At 73.9% G+C, this 15,797-nt stretch carries 15 protein-coding genes; 7 read left to right on the forward strand and 8 right to left on the reverse strand.

Annotated features, from left to right (window positions below):
* Window positions 1-20 precede the first annotated feature (20 nt).
* Window positions 21-764, forward strand: a complete 744-nt coding sequence (locus FZC61_RS10475) for a succinate dehydrogenase/fumarate reductase iron-sulfur subunit (RefSeq protein ID WP_148614117.1) — start codon at window positions 21-23, stop codon at window positions 762-764.
* Here FZC61_RS10475 and FZC61_RS10480 read toward each other — a convergent pair.
* Window positions 748-1,797, reverse strand: coding sequence for a helix-turn-helix transcriptional regulator (locus FZC61_RS10480; RefSeq protein ID WP_170286061.1), 1,050 nt, complete (start codon window positions 1,795-1,797; stop codon window positions 748-750). The two genes, FZC61_RS10475 and FZC61_RS10480, sit on opposite strands and share 17 nt — an antisense overlap.
* An 18-nt stretch (window positions 1,798-1,815) precedes the next feature.
* On the opposite strand from FZC61_RS10480, the gene FZC61_RS10485 reads away from it, so the two are divergent.
* Complete coding sequence (locus tag FZC61_RS10485) at window positions 1,816-2,388, forward strand: isochorismatase family protein (RefSeq protein WP_148614119.1); 573 nt, start codon at window positions 1,816-1,818, stop codon at window positions 2,386-2,388.
* Window positions 2,389-2,401: 13 nt separating this feature from the next.
* On the opposite strand, the gene FZC61_RS10490 is transcribed toward FZC61_RS10485, so the two are convergent.
* From FZC61_RS10490 to trpS, 3 genes are read right to left on the reverse strand one after another with little or no spacing between them, the layout of a single operon-like run.
* Entirely contained in the window at window positions 2,402-3,463 is a 1,062-nt protein-coding gene (locus tag FZC61_RS10490; protein WP_246142629.1) for a YihY/virulence factor BrkB family protein, read from the reverse strand.
* A 15-nt stretch (window positions 3,464-3,478) separates the two neighbouring features.
* Window positions 3,479-3,991 carry a 2'-5' RNA ligase family protein gene (locus FZC61_RS10495; RefSeq protein ID WP_148614121.1) on the reverse strand — a complete coding sequence of 171 codons (513 nt, stop codon included), beginning with the start codon at window positions 3,989-3,991 and terminating at the stop codon, window positions 3,479-3,481.
* A 9-nt stretch (window positions 3,992-4,000) separates the two neighbouring features.
* Window positions 4,001-5,062 carry a tryptophan--tRNA ligase gene (gene trpS / locus FZC61_RS10500; protein WP_148614122.1) on the reverse strand — a complete coding sequence of 354 codons (1,062 nt, stop codon included), beginning with the start codon at window positions 5,060-5,062 and terminating at the stop codon, window positions 4,001-4,003.
* Between the two features lie 51 nt (window positions 5,063-5,113).
* Here trpS and FZC61_RS10505 point away from each other — a divergent pair, with 51 nt between their 5' ends.
* Window positions 5,114-5,881: a maleylpyruvate isomerase family mycothiol-dependent enzyme gene (locus tag FZC61_RS10505; protein WP_211357200.1), complete on the forward strand. Its 768-nt coding sequence runs from the start codon at window positions 5,114-5,116 to the stop codon at window positions 5,879-5,881.
* 24 nt (window positions 5,882-5,905) lie between these two features.
* On the opposite strand, the gene FZC61_RS10510 is transcribed toward FZC61_RS10505, so the two are convergent.
* Entirely contained in the window at window positions 5,906-6,250 is a 345-nt protein-coding gene (locus tag FZC61_RS10510; RefSeq protein WP_148614123.1) for a hypothetical protein, read from the reverse strand.
* Between the two features lie 70 nt (window positions 6,251-6,320).
* On the opposite strand from FZC61_RS10510, the gene FZC61_RS10515 reads away from it, so the two are divergent.
* Together FZC61_RS10515 and FZC61_RS10520 are read left to right on the forward strand one after the other, a co-directional pair.
* Entirely contained in the window at window positions 6,321-7,802 is a 1,482-nt protein-coding gene (locus FZC61_RS10515; protein ID WP_148614124.1) for a M20/M25/M40 family metallo-hydrolase, read from the forward strand.
* A gap of 56 nt (window positions 7,803-7,858) precedes the next feature.
* Window positions 7,859-9,028 carry a GNAT family N-acetyltransferase gene (locus tag FZC61_RS10520; protein ID WP_148614125.1) on the forward strand — a complete coding sequence of 390 codons (1,170 nt, stop codon included), beginning with the start codon at window positions 7,859-7,861 and terminating at the stop codon, window positions 9,026-9,028.
* Here the strand turns inward: FZC61_RS10520 and FZC61_RS10525 are convergent.
* Entirely contained in the window at window positions 8,980-10,215 is a 1,236-nt protein-coding gene (locus FZC61_RS10525; protein ID WP_148614126.1) for an MFS transporter, read from the reverse strand. The genes FZC61_RS10520 and FZC61_RS10525 overlap by 49 nt on opposite strands.
* 153 nt (window positions 10,216-10,368) lie before the next feature.
* Here FZC61_RS10525 and FZC61_RS10530 point away from each other — a divergent pair, with 153 nt between their 5' ends.
* Window positions 10,369-11,076, forward strand: a complete 708-nt coding sequence (locus tag FZC61_RS10530) for an SDR family NAD(P)-dependent oxidoreductase (protein WP_148614127.1) — start codon at window positions 10,369-10,371, stop codon at window positions 11,074-11,076.
* On the opposite strand, the gene FZC61_RS10535 is transcribed toward FZC61_RS10530, so the two are convergent.
* Together FZC61_RS10535 and FZC61_RS10540 are read right to left on the reverse strand one after the other, a co-directional pair.
* Window positions 11,060-11,470 carry a hypothetical protein gene (locus FZC61_RS10535; RefSeq protein ID WP_148614128.1) on the reverse strand — a complete coding sequence of 137 codons (411 nt, stop codon included), beginning with the start codon at window positions 11,468-11,470 and terminating at the stop codon, window positions 11,060-11,062. The genes FZC61_RS10530 and FZC61_RS10535 overlap by 17 nt on opposite strands.
* 36 nt (window positions 11,471-11,506) lie before the next feature.
* The gene (locus tag FZC61_RS10540; protein ID WP_148614129.1) at window positions 11,507-15,070 is read right to left on the reverse strand and encodes an ATP-binding cassette domain-containing protein; all 3,564 of its coding nucleotides are present in this window, start codon (window positions 15,068-15,070) and stop codon (window positions 11,507-11,509) included.
* Between the two features lie 58 nt (window positions 15,071-15,128).
* Here FZC61_RS10540 and FZC61_RS10545 point away from each other — a divergent pair, with 58 nt between their 5' ends.
* Window positions 15,129-15,761, forward strand: a complete 633-nt coding sequence (locus tag FZC61_RS10545) for a ribonuclease FAU-1 family protein (RefSeq protein WP_170286062.1) — start codon at window positions 15,129-15,131, stop codon at window positions 15,759-15,761.
* The last annotated feature ends 36 nt before the right edge of the window (window positions 15,762-15,797 follow it).

The following is a 15,797-nucleotide window of genomic DNA, read 5'->3' on the forward strand; positions in this document are numbered from 1 at the left end:
GACCGAGTGCGAGTGACGAGATGAAGCTGACCCTGAAGATCTGGCGCCAGGCCTCCCCGGAGGCTCAGGGTGCCATCCACACCTACGACCTCGACGACGTCTCCGAGGAGATGAGCTTCCTGGAGATGCTCGACGTCCTCAACGAGCAGCTCAACGACGCCGGCGAGGAGCCGATCACCTTCGACCACGACTGCCGCGAGGGCATCTGCGGCTCGTGCGACCTCATGATCGACGGCCAGGCCCACGGTCCCGAGGTCACGACCTCCTGCCAGCTGCACATGCGCTCCTTCAAGGACGGCCAGACGATCACCGTCGAGCCGTGGCGCTCCGACGCGTTCCCGGTGCTCAAGGACCTGAGCGTCGACCGGTCCGCCTTCGACCGCATCATCCAGGCCGGCGGCTACATCTCGGCCAACACCGGGTCCGCCCCCGAGGCCAACTCGGTCCCGGCCCCGCGCGAGAAGGCGATGCGGGCCTTCAACGTCGCCACCTGCATCGGCTGCGGCGCCTGCGTCGCGGCGTGCCCCAACGGCTCGGCCTCGCTCTTCCTGGGCGCCAAGATCACCCACCTCGGTGAGCTGCCGCAGGGTCAGCCCGAGCGCTGGTCGCGGGTGACCGCCATGGTCGCGCAGCACGACGCCGAGGGCTTCGGTGGTTGCACCAACATCGGTGAGTGCACCGCCGCGTGCCCCAAGGAGATCCCGCTCGACGTGATCTCGCAGCTCAACAAGGACTACCGGATGGCGCTCAAGCAGGGTCACTGACCCCGCTGGCCCCGTTCGTCCCGTCCACCGTGGATGGCCCGGCGACCCGGGTCATCCAGGCGGCCCTCCTCGCGAACGCCTCGCGCAGGGCTGCCGGTTCCTCGACCCGCATCGCGAACGCGTGGTCCGACAGTCGCAGGACCGTGGCGTCGAGGTTGCGTGTGGTCAGCCGTAGCCGTGTCGTCGTCGCGTCCACCTCCTCCGGCACGCCGACGTAGCGCGGGAAGGCCGCCTCGACCGCCGCCAGGGGTGCGTCGAGCACCACGCTGACCGACCAGCCGTCCCACGTGGTCGCCAGCGAGGTCGCGACCGCGTCGGCGACGTCGAGGCCGGCGGGGGCGTGGAAGGTGTCGGGCAGCAGCTGCACCGAGGTGATCCGGTCGACGCGGAAGGTGCGCCGCGCGCGCCGCAGGTGGCACCAGCCGTGCAGGTAGAGGCGGCCGCGCACGACGGCCACGCCGTAGGGGTTGACCGCCCTCACGGTGTCCTCCCCCGGGCCGCCGGACGGTCGGTGCCGGATCCGGCACACGCGCTCGCCGACGACCCCGGCCGCCAGGGTCGCGAGCAGCGACGGGTCGGGCGCCGCGCCGGCGGCCAGCCGGTCGCTGTGCTCCGGCGGGACGACGGCCGACAGCACGTCGTCGACCCGCTCGGCCACGGCGCGGGGCAGCGCCCGGCGCAGCTTGGCGAGCGCGGCGTCCGCCGGCCCGGTCGTGCCGTCGCGGCCGGCGAGCACCGCCATGGTCAACGTGAGGGCGACCGCCTCGTCGGTGCTCAGCATCAGCGGCGGCATCCGGAACCCCGCCTCGAGGTGGTAGCCGCCCACCCGACCCCGGCGGGCGACCACCGGGATGCCGAGGTCCTGCAGCGTGGTGACGTAGCGGCGTACGGTCCGCTCCCCCACGCCGAGCTCGGCGGCCAGCTGGTCGGCGGTGAGCCCCGGCCGTTCCTGGACCCGCTCGAGCAGCGCGAGGACCCGACCGGCCGGACTCGGCGCGGACGTCGCGAATCCGGTCGGAAAGTGTCCGCTCACTGCTCTAGCGTACGGCGCATGAGCACCCGCCCCGGAGAACCCCGCACCGTCCTGCTCGTCGTCGACGTCCAGCACGGCAACACCGCCGACGCCCTCGACCGCGACGGGGTCGTCTCCCGCATCCGCGGCCTCATCGAGCGCGCCCGCGCCGACGACGTGCCGGTGCTGTGGATCCAGCACGAGGCCGGTCCGTTCGTGCCCGGCTCCGACCCCTGGCAGATCGTCGAGGCCGTGCGCCCACCCGACGGCGAGGCGGTGATCGGCAAGCAGTACCTCGACGCATTCGTCGAGACCGACCTGCGCGACCGTCTCGACGTGCTCGGCGCGACCCGGCTGGTGATCTGCGGCGCGGCCACCGACGCCTGCATCCGCAGCACCGCCGCCCGCTCGCAGGTCGAGGGCTACGACACCGTGCTGGTGGCCGACGGCCACACGACCGACACCGGACCGTGGCCCCTGGACCTGCCCGACGGCACCACCGTGCCGGTCGGGGCCCGGGAGATGATCGCCTTCACCAACTTCTTCGTCGCCGACACCGACTACCCCGGCGTCACCACCGAGGTGGTGTCCGCGGCCGACGTCACCTGGTGACGACCGGTCGCCATCAGGTGCGCCTGCGGCGCAGGAGCGCGACCACCGCGAGCGTCGTGGCGCTGCCGGCGGCGAACGGAGCCGGCCACGAGCGACCGTCCGCGGCCACCGACCTGACGGCCGGCTCGGCGCCACCGACGCGCACCGCCTCGGGGAGGTGGGTGAGGTCGGGGGTCACCGGGCCCTGCACCGGCTCGACGGGTCCGCCGCCGCGCAGGGCGACCGCCTCGGGCGCGGTGTGGGCCCAGGAGGCGGCATACAGGACCAGGCGGGAGAAGTAGTTAATCCAGACCACCAGGATCAGCGCGATGCCGAACGCCTGGAAGGCCGGCTGTCCCTTGGTGGCGCTGATCAGCAACCCGGACAGCTGCTTGAGCACCTCGAACCCGACCGCGCCGATCAGGGCCCCCGACCACAGGCAACGCGGCGGGGCCTGCGGCTCGGCGAGCAGCCGGAACAGGGCGTAGAACAGCACGGCGTTGGCGGCCAGCCCGAGCGCCACGGCCAGGAGCTTGACCACCCAGCTGAGCTCGGAGCCCAGCCCGACCAGGTCGAGCAGGAAGGTCGAGGACGCCGAGACCAGGCCGGCGACCGCGACGGAGACCATGAGCACGAGACCCACCAGGACCAGTGCCTCGAGGTCGCGCAGCTTGCCCTTGACCAGCGAGGGCTGCGCGCGCTTGGGGGTCTCGAAGACCTCGACGAGCGCCTCGCGCAGGGCCGAGACCCAGCCGAGCCCGGCGTACAGCACCCCGAGCAGACCCAGGACGCCGGCCAGCCCGGAGAAGCTCTGCACGTCGTCGAGGGAGAGCTGGTTGTCGTCGGGTCCGACGATGCCGGGCAGCACGGACTCGATCGCCGTGGTGAGGTTGGCCCGGGCCTCGGGATAGACCCCCGCAATCAGGCCCACGGCGAAGAAGGCCAGCGCGAGCACCGGGAAGACCGACAGGAACGCGAAGTAGGTCACCGCGCCGGCCTGCTGACCGCCGTGGACCTTGCCGTAGTGCTCGTTGGTCGAGAGCACGTGGTCGAGGACCGGGCGTTCGTCGCGCGCCTCGGACAGCCGTTGCGTCACCGAGACCATGGTGTGTCAGCTCCCCGAGAGCGTGAAGTCCTGCGACGCCTGCCAGCCGAGCACGTCGTCGTGGACGTAGAGGTGGAAGTCGGCCACGGTGAACTGGCACTCGAACCCGGCCAGCTCGACGAACGCCTGGTCGAGGCGGTCGTCGGGCAGGTGGTGGGCCACCGTGACGTGGGGGTGGTAGGGGTAGTCGAGGTCGACGTCGAGCGGTCCTCGGCGTACGGCCTGGGCGAGCTGCTCGCACTGCGAGATGCCCTCGACGAGGCTGACGAAGACCACGGGCGAGACCGGGCGGAAGGTGCCGGTGCCACGCAGGTGCACGTCGAACGGTTCCAACCTCGCGGCCGTGGCGTGCAGGTGCTCCTCCACCACGCCCAGGTCGTCGTCGACCTCGGTCGGCGGGACGAGGGTGATGTGGGTCGGGATCATCGTCGCCGTCGTGTCCCCGACAGCGGTGCGATAGTCCTGCAGCTGCGTCGCCCACGGTTCCGGGATCGCGACGGCCACTCCGATCGTCGGCATCCCCCGACCCTAGCGGGCCGCGGGAGCGACGAAACCCACCCGCTGGTACACGTCCTTGAGCGTGGCCCGGGCCACGGCCCCGGCCTGCTCGGCGCCCTGGCGCAGGACCTCGGTGAGGTAGGCCTGGTCGTCGAGCAGCTCGAGGGTGCGGTCGCGGAACGGGGTGACGAAGGCGACCACCGCGTCGGCGAGGTCGCCCTTGAGAGCGCCGTAGCCCTGGCCGGCGTACTGCTGCTCGAGGTCGCTGACGGCGGTCCCGCTGAGCGCTGCGAAGATCGTGAGCAGGTTGCTGATGCCGGGCTTGGTCTCGGGGTCGAAGCGGATCTCGGCCTCGCTGTCGGTCACCGCCGAGCGGATCTTCTTGGCACTGACCGACGGCTGGTCGAGCATCTCGATGATGCCGGCCGCAGACGACGCCGACTTCGACATCTTCGCCGTGGGCTCCTGCAGGTCGGCGATCTTGGCGGTCGCCTTGAGGATGTAGGGCTCGGGGAGCCGGAAGGTCTTCTTGTAGCGGTGGTTGAAGCGCTGGGCGAGGTCGCGGGTCAGCTCGAGGTGCTGGCGCTGGTCCTCGCCGACCGGCACGTAGTGCGGGCGGTAGAGCAGGATGTCGGCCGCCTGGAGGACGGGGTAGGTGAAGAGGCCGACCGAGGCCGCGCCCTCGCCGCCCTTGGCCGACTTGTCCTTGAACTGCGTCATCCGCCGCGCCTCGCCGAAGCCGGTCAGGCACTGCAGCACCCACCCGAGCTGGGCGTGCTCGGGCACCTGGCTCTGCACGAAGATCGCCGAGCGCGCCGGGTCGACGCCCATGGCCAGCAGCTGGGCGGCCGCCCGCAGCGTGCGCTCGCGCAGCACCTTGGGGTCCTGCTCGACGGTGATCGCGTGCAGGTCGGCGATGAAGAAGAAGGGCTGGTGATCACGCTGGAGGTCGACCCACTGGCGCAGGGCACCGAGGTAGTTGCCGAAGTGGAACGAGTCGGCGGTGGGCTGGATCCCGGACAGCACGCGGGGCCGGGCCCCTCCCGCCGTCAGCGTGGGCACACTGACCTCGGGCTGGGTCGTGGCAGACATGGCCCTCATTGTTGCCGATGCCCGCGCCGGGCCGGATGGGAGGATGCCGACGTGCCCACCGACCTCACCTTCGCCCAGCACCTCACCGGCCTCCACACGGCCATGCGGGAGCTCGCGCGGTACGCCGGGCAGGCCGGCCTCGACGTACCCGTGCCGTCGTGCCCCGAGTGGACCGTGCGCCGCCTGGTCGGCCACCAGGGCGCCGTGCACCGCTGGGCCGCCGCGTCGTTCCGCGGCGAGGACCTGGAGTGGACGCCGATCGAGAAGGCCGGGCGCAGCAGCAGCGACCCCGTCGAGTGGCTGCGCGACGGGGCGATCGCGCTGGTCAAGGTGCTGGTCGACGCCGCCGACGACGCGCCCGCTCCGGTGTTCCTGCGCGACGCTCCGCCGCCGAAGCGGTTCTGGGCGCGCCGGCAGTGCCACGAGACGACGATGCACGCCGTCGACGTGCTGGGCGCCGCGCTCGGGCGGCTCCCCCGCGCCGACGAGACCTGGCTCGGCGACGAGGCCGGACGCGCCCTGGCCCTCGACGGGATCGACGAGCTGCTGCTCGGTTTCGTGCCGCGCTCGAAGTCGCGGCTGCGGTCGCCCGAGCCCGTCACGATCGCGGTGCTGCCCACCGACGCCGACGACTCCTTCACCGTGCGGGTCAGCGACGAGCCGCCGGTCTCGACCCGCGTCACGGGTCACGAGGGCCGCGCCACCGGCGACCTCACGATCGAGGGCACCGCCGCCCAGCTCTACCTCGCCCTGTGGCACCGCACCGACGAGCTCACCTCCGACATCTGGCCGCTGTGGCACGGCAGCGCCGTGCAGTGACGCACCGCGTCGCGAGCGACCTGCTCAGACGGTGACGCGCTCGCCGGTGCGCGGGTGGGTGCGGTCGGCGACGGCGTACGTCGCGGCGGCCATCACCGCGGCGACCAGCGCGACCGACGGCCACGTGCCGAGCGGGTCGGCGATGACGTGGGAGAGGGCGAAGAGCACGAGGTAGAGCACCACCATGGCCGCGATCCGCGGGCCCGGCACCTGCCGCGACAGCCAGGTCACGCCGCACCACAGCATCGCGACGACCAGGACGACACCACCGATCGCCCGCACCCCGGTGAGCTCGGCGACGGCGAAGCCGACGACGAGCGAGAGGCCCGTCACGGGCCAGGTCGGGATGCCGGGGTCGGTGATCTGCATGTTTCAGAGCCTAGCCAGGGACGTGGCATGGTGGACGGCACGACAGTCGACCGTTCTCGGGAGGAACGCCATGTCCGACACCCAGCCCACCCCTGCCCAGACCCCTGCCCAGCCGAGCCGCCGGGCCCTGCTCGGCACCGGCGCCGCGGCGGCCGCAGGCCTGGCGGTCGGCGCCGCCGACGGCAGCCGCGCCCAGGCCGCGCCCGGGCGTCCGGGCGCCCGTGGCGCCGACCCGTCCACCGAGGGCTGGCCCGACGGGCCCGGGCGCCCACTGAGGCCGCAGCGGGCCGACGCCGAGCTCCGCGCGCTCCTGCGCGAGGTCGACCCGCGGCGCATCCAGGCGACCGTCGAACGGCTGGCGGCCTTCGGCACCCGCCACACGCTGAGCTCGCAGACCGACCCGCAGCGCGGCATCGGGGCGGCACGCGACTGGATCGCCGAGCAGATGCGGGGCTACGCCGCGCGCTCCGGCGGCCGGATGACGGTGAGCGTGCCGTCGTACGTGCAGCAGCCGGCCAGCCGCATCCCTACACCCACCGTGATCAGCAACGTGGTGGCTCGCCTCGAGGGCTCGACCGACCCCGGTCGCGTCTACGTCGTCAGCGGTCACTACGACTCGCGGGCCACCGACGTCATGGACTTCACCAGTGACGCCCCCGGCGCCGACGACGACGCCTCGGGCGTGGCCGTGGCCATGGAGCTGGCGCGCATCATGGCCACGCGGCGTCCGGCCGCGACGATCGTGTTCGCCGCGGTCGCCGGCGAGGAGCAGGGTCTCTACGGCGCCGCGTTCCTGGCCCGGCAGCTCAAGGAGGAGGGCGCCGACGTGCAGGCGATGTTCACCGACGACATCGTCGGCTCGAGCCGGGCCGACGACGGCGAGGTCGACGCCACGAGCGTGCGCCTGTTCGTCGAGGGGCTGCCCCGCACCGAGGACGCCCAGCGCCGCGCGACCCGGCTGTCGATCGGCGGCGAGAACGACAGCCCCACCCGTCAGCTCGGCCGCTTCGTCACCGAGGTCGCGACCCGCGAGGTCACCGGCATGCAGGTGCGGCTGGTCCACCGCCTCGACCGCTACCTGCGCGGCGGCGACCACCGCGCGTTCCTCGACGCCGGGTTCCCGGCGGCCCGCTTCACCGAGCCCGCCGAGGACTTCGCCCACCAGCACCAGGACGTCCGCGTCGTCGACGGCCAGCAGTACGGCGACCTCCCCCGCTTCTGCGACTGGGACTACATCGCGGGCGTCGCCCGGGTCAACGCCGCGACCCTCTGGTCGCTTGCGCAGGCGCCCGGTGTCCCGCTCGACGTCACCATCGACACCACCGACCTGACCAACAACACCACCTTGACCTGGCGCGCAGGCACCGGCGAGGCCGCCGGCTACGAGGTCGTGTGGCGCCCGACCGCCGAGCCGCTGTGGCAGCACGTCGTGCCCGTGGGTGACGTCAGCCGCACCACCCTCGACCTGTCGAAGGACAACGTGGTGCTCGGGGTGCGGGCCGTCGGGCCGCGCGGGCACCGCAGCCCGGCCGTGTTCCCCTTCCCCGGCTGAGACGTCGGTAGAAATCGGGCGGCGCCGGGACGACCCCGCATGACAGGGTCGTGCGCATGGCCGAACCCGAGACCTCCCCCGCCGTGCCCCCCGCCGTGCCCCCCGCCGTGCCGCTCCTGTCCGACGGCACGGTCACCCTGCGGGCCCTCGACGACCGTGACGTGGCCGGCGTGCTCGAGCAGTGCCTCGACCCGCTCTCGATCGCGTGGACCAACGTGCCGGTGCCCTTCGGCATGACCGACGCCATCGGCTTCGTGCACGACATCGCACCGGGCGCGTGGGCCGACGGGTCGCAGTGGATCTTCTGCGTCGACGCCGGCCCCGCCGGTCTGCCCGACGGCAGCCACTACGCCGGCAACATCGCCCTGCGCGACGAGGGCCACGGCCGGGCCGAGATCGCGTACGGCGCCCACCCGGCCGCCCGTGGGACCGGCGTCATGGAGGCCGCGCTGCGACTGCTGCTCGAGTGGGGGTTCACCACCCAGGGTCTGCAGACCGTGGTGTGGCGGGCCAACGTCGGCAACTGGGCCTCGCGCAAGCTGGCGTGGCGGCTCGGCTTCAGCCTCGACGGGGTGCTGCGCCGCTCGCACGTCTTCCGTGGCGAGCTGGTCGACGCGTGGGTCGGCACCCTGCTGGCCGGGGAACGCCGCGAGCCGTCGGGCCGCTGGTTGACGGTGCCCGTGCTCGAGGCCGGCGACGGGCTGCGGCTGCGGGCGTTCGGACCCGACGACGTACCACGTATCGTCGAGGCGTGCTCCGACGAGCGCACCCAGCGGTGGCTGGGGCGGATGCCGGCGCCCTACACCGAGGCCGACGCGCGGGCCTGGATCGCCCACCAGACCGAGAGGCGCGCGACGGGGGCGGCGGTGCAGTGGGCGGTCGTCGACGCGACCGACGACCGGCTGCTGGCGGCGATCAACCTGTTCGACATCACCGACGACGACGCCGAGATCGGCTACTGGACCCACCCCGACGCCCGCGGCCGCGGCGTCATGCGCGCCGCCGTGCCGGTCGTGACGACGTGGGCGTTCGCCGAGCTGGGCCTGCGCCGCGTGCGGTGCTTCGCGGCGGTCGACAACGCCGCCTCACGTCACGTCATCGAGTCGTCGGGCTTCACGCACACCGGCCACGAACGTCTCGGCACCGTCACGCGTGACGGCCTGACCGACCTCGCGCTCTACGACGTGCTGGCCGAGGAGTGGGCCGAGGAGCGGGCCCGGCGCTGAAGCCGCGCCGACACCAGGATCACCAGCAGCCCGCCGGCCGACAGGCCGATCCCGACCAGGGCAGGCGCCCGGTAGCCGTAGCCGGCGGCGATCACGAGCCCGCCGAGCCAGGCGCCGAGGGCGTTGGCGACGTTGAGGCTGGCGTGGTTCATCGCCGCGCCCAGGGTCTGGGCGTCACCGGCGACGTCCATCAGGCGCAGCTGGAGGTTGACCACCAGCACCGAGCCGAGAGCGGTGATCGCGAAGGCGACCGGCAGCAGGCCGAGGCCGGTGGGGGCCAGGAGGTACCACGCGACCAGGGCCACGCCCATACCGCCGGACCCCAGCACCAGCGCCCGGAACACCGACCAGTCGGCCAGCTCCCCGGCCACCCAGGTGCCGGCGACCATGCCGAGCCCGAAGACCAGCAGGAACAGCGGCACCGCACCGTCACCCAGGCCGCCGACCTCGGTGACCGTCGGGGCGACGTAGGAGAAGACCGCGAACATGCCGCCGAACCCGACCGCGCCGGCCAGCAGCGTCAGCCACACCTGGACCTTGGAGAAGGCGGCCAGCTCACGTCGTCCGGTCGCCTCGGCGTCACCGGGGACCGACGGCACGAACGCCAGCACCATCGCGACCGTGACCAGCGCGAGCAGGGCGACCGACCAGTACGCCGAGCGCCAGCCGAGGTGCTGACCGAGCCAGGTGGCGGCGGGGACGCCGACCACGTTGGCGACCGAGAGCCCCAGCATCACCGACGCCACCGCGCGGCCCTTGCGGCCCGGCGCGGCCATGCTGGCCGCGACCAACGACGCCACGCCGAAGTAGGCGCCGTGCGGCAGGCCGTCGAGGAAGCGCGCCAGCAGCAACCAGTGGAACGAGGTGGCCAGGGCGCTGAAGGCGTTGAAGACGGCATAGGCCGCCATCAGCGCCACGAGCAGGCCGCGGCGCGGCCACCGCGCACCGAAGAACGCCAGCAGCGGGGCCCCGACGACCACGCCCACGGCGTACGCCGAGATCACGTGACCGGCACTGGGGATCGACACGTCGACGCCGGCGGCGATCTCGCGGATCAGGCCCATCGTGACGAACTCGGTGGTGCCGATCGCGAAGCCGCCCATCGCCAGGGCCAGCACGGCGAGGCGGAAGTGGGCGGCCCGCGCCGTGGGTACGGCGGGGAGGTCGGTCGGGGCGGTCGTCGTCATCTCGGCTTCCGGTCGGGGGCGCGTCCATCCTCCAACCGGCCCCCGACGGGGTCCTATTCCACGGCGACCGGCACGGTCGCGTGGCGACGCTCGACGAGGTCCGCACTGGGCGGGTGAGCCCACCGGGTCCGCACCCCGAGGATCATCGGGGCCATGGACCTCGACGGGGCACGGACACTGGTGGCAGGGGCGAGCGGCGCGCTCGGCACAGGACTGGCGCAGGCGCTGCACGCCCGCGGCGCCCGGGTGGTCGTCGGCGGACGACGCCGCGAGCCGCTCGACGTCCTCGCCGCGCAGTTCGCGACCGCACCGGTGCTGTTCGACGCCGTCGACGGTGACTCGTGCCGACGCGCCGTCGACGAGGCGGTCGAGGCGCTGGGCGGGCTCGACCTGCTGGTCGTCTGCGTGGGGGTGGCGGCGTTCGGGCCCGCGCTCGAGGCCGACGCCGCCGTGGTCGACGAGCTGTTCGCGGTCAACGTGCTGGGCCCGATGTCGCTGGTGCGCGCGGCCGCCCCCGCGCTGGCCGCGAGCGACCGCGGTCGCGTCGCCGTGCTCTCGGCGATCCTCGCGGACCTGCCGACCAACCAGATGGCGGAGTACTCCGCCACGAAGGCCGCGCTCTCGTCGTGGCTCGAGGTGCTGCGCCGCGAGAACCGGCGGGCCTTCGGCGTGCTCGACGTCCGTCCCCCGCACCTCGACACCGGGCTCGAGACGCGCGCCCTGGCCGGCACGCCGCCGCCGCTGCCCGACCCCCGATCGGCCGGCGAGGTCGTCGAGGCCACGGTGGCCGCACTGGTCGACGACGTGCGCGTGCTCGGGTGGGACCCGAAGGAGAAGAAGCTGGTCAGCAGAGCGTCGTGAGGTCCTCGACGGCCCGGTCGAGGTCGGCCTTGGCGGCGTCGACGGCGCCGGTGTCGACCTCGGCCCCCCGGGCGGCGCCCTGGGCCTGGCCGAGCAGCTCCTCGACGGCCGCCTTGGCGTCGGCGATGTCGGCCTTGACGTCGCCGTCGACGCCCCGCTCGGCCGCGGTCAGCGCGTCGCGGACCCCGCGCAGCTCCTGCTCGGCCGACCGCGGGTCGGCCCCGATGTCGTCGACGGCCGTCCGGGCCTGACGCGCCGCCTCGTCGACGGCGCTCCGGGCGACCGAGCAGGCGGCACCGCCGACGGCGTCCTTGGCGGCATCCTCGGCCTGGGAGCAGGCGCTGAGGGACACGGCGACGAGCGCCGCCGCGGCGAGGGTGGGGATGGGTGGCATGGGGCCAGTCTGACGGGTCTGGGGACCGTCGGTGGCTCAACCCGCCAGGTGGCTCCACTGCGCGGCCAGGGAGTGCCACGGCCCGACCGCGGCGACCTCGCCGTCGACGAGGACCACGACCCGGTCGGCCTGCTCGAGGGCGGCGCGCTTGGAGGTCGCCCCGATGACGGCGGTGCCGCGCTCGCGCAGGGCCGCCCACAGCTCGACCTCGGTGGTGGCGTCGAGGGCGCTGGAGACGTCGTCGGCGAGCAGCAGCTCGGTGTCGGCGGCCAGGGCCCGGGCCAGGGCGAGGCGTTGGACCTGGCCGCCGGAGAGCCGTACGCCGCGGTGCCCGACCACGGCGTGGGCGCCGCCGGCCTCGTCGAGGTCGCGCCCGAGACGCGCGTCGGCGACCGCGCTGTCGAAGGACCGGTCGTGGCCCAGGAGCACGTTGTCGGCGAAGGTGCCCGACAGCACCCGCGGCACCTGCGCGACGTGGGCGACCTGCCCGGGACGCAGGAACGCCTGGGCGTCGGCGACCTCGACGCCGTTCCAGCGGATGGAGCCGGTGTGCTCGACCAGACCGGCCAGGGCCGAGAGCAGGCTGGACTTGCCCGAGCCGACCTGGCCGAGCAGCAGCACCAGCTCGCCGGCGCGCACGGCGAGGTCGACCCCGACGACCCCGCGGGTGCCGTCGTCATGGACGGCGGCGACGTCGTGCAGGGTGAGCTCGACCAGCGGGGTGCGCTGCACCTCGGCCGGCGGCGGGGCGGTGCCGGCGACGAGGTCGACGCCAGGACGCTGGGCGACCAGGTCGACGCCGCCCGCGAGCCGGCTGGAGGCCTTCTGCCAGGCCCGGACGCCGGGGGCCTCGGTGACCACCGACCCGGCCACCCGGCCGAACCAGTCGAAGCCGTTGACGGCTGCGGAGACGAGGATCGCGGTGGCGAGGTCCCAGCCGCCGAGGAAGTAGGTCGCCCAGGCGGCCACCACGCCGCACTGGACCATCACGACCGGCACCCCGTCGAGCACCGCCTGGACGCGGTGCTCGAAGACGGCGGCCTCGACCCGGCCCTGGTCGACGCGACGCAGGTGGGCGTGGACCGAGGGGGTGGCGGCGGCGAGCTTGACGGTGCGGGCCGACTCGAGGGCGGAGACCAGCGACCGACCGAACCGGGCGCGGGCCGCCGAGGACTCGGCGGCCGAGCGGCCGGCGATCGGACGTCCCAGGGACGACGCGGCCGCCGAGCCGATCATGACGGCCAGCAGCACGCCGCCGGCGAAGAGGCTGCCGCCGGCGATGCTGGTGACCACGACGATCGCGAGGCCGTTGATGAAGTCGACCCAGCGGTCGGCGTAGCGCGCGTAGCGGTCGGCATCCATGGAGCGCGCGACGACCTCGCCGGGCGGGGTGCGGGTCAACCGGTGCTGCTGGGTCTGCCCGATCAGCATCGCCATCCGCACCCGCAGCATGACCTCGATCCACCACCGCGGGTAGCGGCGGATGGCGACGGTGATGACGTAGGGGGCCGACATGATGCACACCACCAGGGCGGCACACAGCCACCACGTCGAGGCCTGGTCGCCGCGGCCCTGCTGGAGGTCTTGGACCAGCGTGCCCCACACCCAGCCGGTCACCGCCCCGAAGGCACCGAGGAGCGCCTGCACCAGGAAGAGCCCGGCGGCGAACGCACCCCACCACGGCTTGACGAGCAGCGCGTGGAAGATGCCGCGGGCCAGGCTCGGGCCGTCGCCGACCACCGGCAGCACGGGTGGCTCGCCGGTACGGCGGGCACCGCCGACCGCGCCCTCCGACAGCGGCCGGTCGACCGGGTCGGGAGCGTCCGGGTCGACCGGGACCTCGTCGTCGAGCGAGTCGCCGTGGCTCGCGTCGAGCAGCCGTTTGAAGGGGCCCTCGCGCGAGGCGAGCACCTCGCGCGGCCCGGTCTGCACCACACGACCGGCCTCGAGGACGGCGACCAGCTCGGCGCGCGCGGTGGTCGAGAGCCGGTGGGCGACGAGCAGGCCGGTGCGACCGCGCAGCAGGCGGTCGGAGGCGCGGACGACGAGCGCCTCGGTGAGGGGGTCCATCCGGGCGGTCGCCTCGTCGAGCACGACGACCTGCACGTCGCGCACCAGGAGCCGGGCGAAGGCGACCAGCTGCTCCTCCCCCGCGGACAGGGTGGTGCCGCCGGGGCCGAGCATGGTGTCGATGCCGTCGGGGAGCCCGTCGACCCAGGCGTCGAGGCCGAGCTCGGTGACGGCGGCCACGACGCGCTCGCGAGGCACGTCGGTGAACAGGGTGATGTTGTCGGCCAGCGAGCCGGCCAGGATCTCGGTGCGCTGGGTGACCACGCCGACCGCCGCCCGCAGCTGTTGCAGGTCGAGGTCGAGCACGTCGACACCGCCGACGAACAGGGTGCCGGGCACCGGGTCGACGGCCCGCGAGACCAGCGACGCGAGGGTCGACTTGCCGGAGCCGGTGCGACCGACCAGCGCGATCGTGTGGCCGGCCGGCACGTGCAGGTCGACGTCGCGCAGGGCGAAGGTGCCCTCGTCGTAGGCGAAGTGCAGGTCGCGCAGCTCGACGTCGAGCGGGCGGTCGGGGACGGGCAGGCCACCCACCGGCTCGGTCTCGGCCTCGAGGACCTGCCGCAGCCGGATGACGGCCCCGAGCCCGGCCTGCAGGTCGGGCAGGTGACGGGCCATCTGGTCGATCTGGCCGACGAAGGTGCTCGTCACCAGGAACAGCGTCACGAGCCGGCCGACCGACAGGTCGTCGTCGACCGCGAGCGCGACACCGACCAGCGCGACGCCGGTGAGCAGGGCGTGGAGCAGCAGCCCGGTGCGCAGGGTGATGCGGGTCTGCACGACGAGCATGTCGGCGAAGCGGCGGTGCACGAGGCCCGACAACGCCGCGACCCGGCGTACGACGTGGGCCTGGCCGAGACTGGTGCGTAGGTCGTCGCGGCCGCTGACGCCTTCCTCCATGGCGGCGGCGTGGTCGGTCCAGGCCATCTCCTCGAGGACCGTGAGGCGCTTGACCTCGGGCAGCAGCGGCCGCATCACGAGCCAGGCGCCGTAGCCGAACAGCGGGAACAGCACCCAGGCCGGCCACCAGGTCAGCCCGGCGACCACCCACATCGGCAGCGCCGCGAAGACGGTGCGCAGCGCGTCCCAGACCTGGCGGCGCAACAGGGCGCCGACCTCGTGGGTGTCGTCATCGACCCGGTCGAGCACCTCGCCGACCGCCTGCTCGTGCAGGTTGACCAGGGGCTGGTGGAGCGCGGCCTCGAGCAGGTCGCCGCGCAGCCTGCCCTCGGCCCGGTCGACGACCGCCGACCAGACCGTGCGACCGGCGGTGTCGAGGACCGCCCCGCCGACCACGCAGAGCGCGAGGAGCCACACGAGCAGGCGGGTCGGGCCCTCGGCCAGCGAGCCGGCGACGACCGTGCCGAGGGTCTTGCCGAGCGCCCCGAGGAACGAGGCCCCCATGGCCCAGCCGACCGCCGTGCGGCGCAGGCGGCGCCAGTCGACGGTGCGGGCCGGGTCGGCGACGGCACCGACGCCGTCGGCGGGGTCGGGTCTGGTCGGGCGCTCGGTGGTCGTCGTGTCGGTCATCGTGGTCGAACCTACGCTGCGGGACCGACTACTTCACCCGGGTTTCTACGCTGCCCCTGTGACCGCCACGACACCGCACTGGACTCCCGGCACGTTGATCACCTGGCGCTGGGGCGACGTCTCCGGACCTCACTTCGCCGAGCCGGTCAGGGTCGTGCGCGACGACGACGAGGTGCTCGCCGTCTGGTGCGCGGCCGGCACCCCGGTGCTGCGCAAGGCCCGCGCCGACGGGCTCGGGATCCGCGAGGACAAGGCGACGCTGTTCACCGCCGAGACCGTGCAGGCCACCGCCACCTGGACCGGGTACGACGTGCTGCGGGTCTGGCCGGCGGGGCGCCGCTGGGCGGTGTGGTGCTTCTTCGACGCGCGCACCCGTGCCTTCGAGGGCTGGTACGTCAACCTCGAGGACGGCCACACCCGCCACGACACCTGGCTGCACGCTCACGACCGGGTCCTCGACGTGTGGGTCGAGCCCGACCGCACCCACGAGCGGAAGGACGAGGACGAGCTCGAGCTCGCCGTCGCGCAGGGCCGCTACACGAGGGCCGAGGCCGACGCGATCACCGCGGTCGCCGACGAGGTCGAGGCCGTCGTCGCGGCGTGGGGGTCGCCGTTCTGCGACGGGTGGGAGAGCTTCGAGCCCGACCCGGCGTGGCCGGTGCCGTCGCAGGCCCCGGCCCCGACCCCCTGACCCTGGCCCCCTGACGCAGTCGTCCGCCCCACCGTG

The organism is Nocardioides rubriscoriae (assembly GCF_008087085.1).
GTDB lineage: Bacteria > Actinomycetota > Actinomycetes > Propionibacteriales > Nocardioidaceae > Nocardioides > Nocardioides rubriscoriae.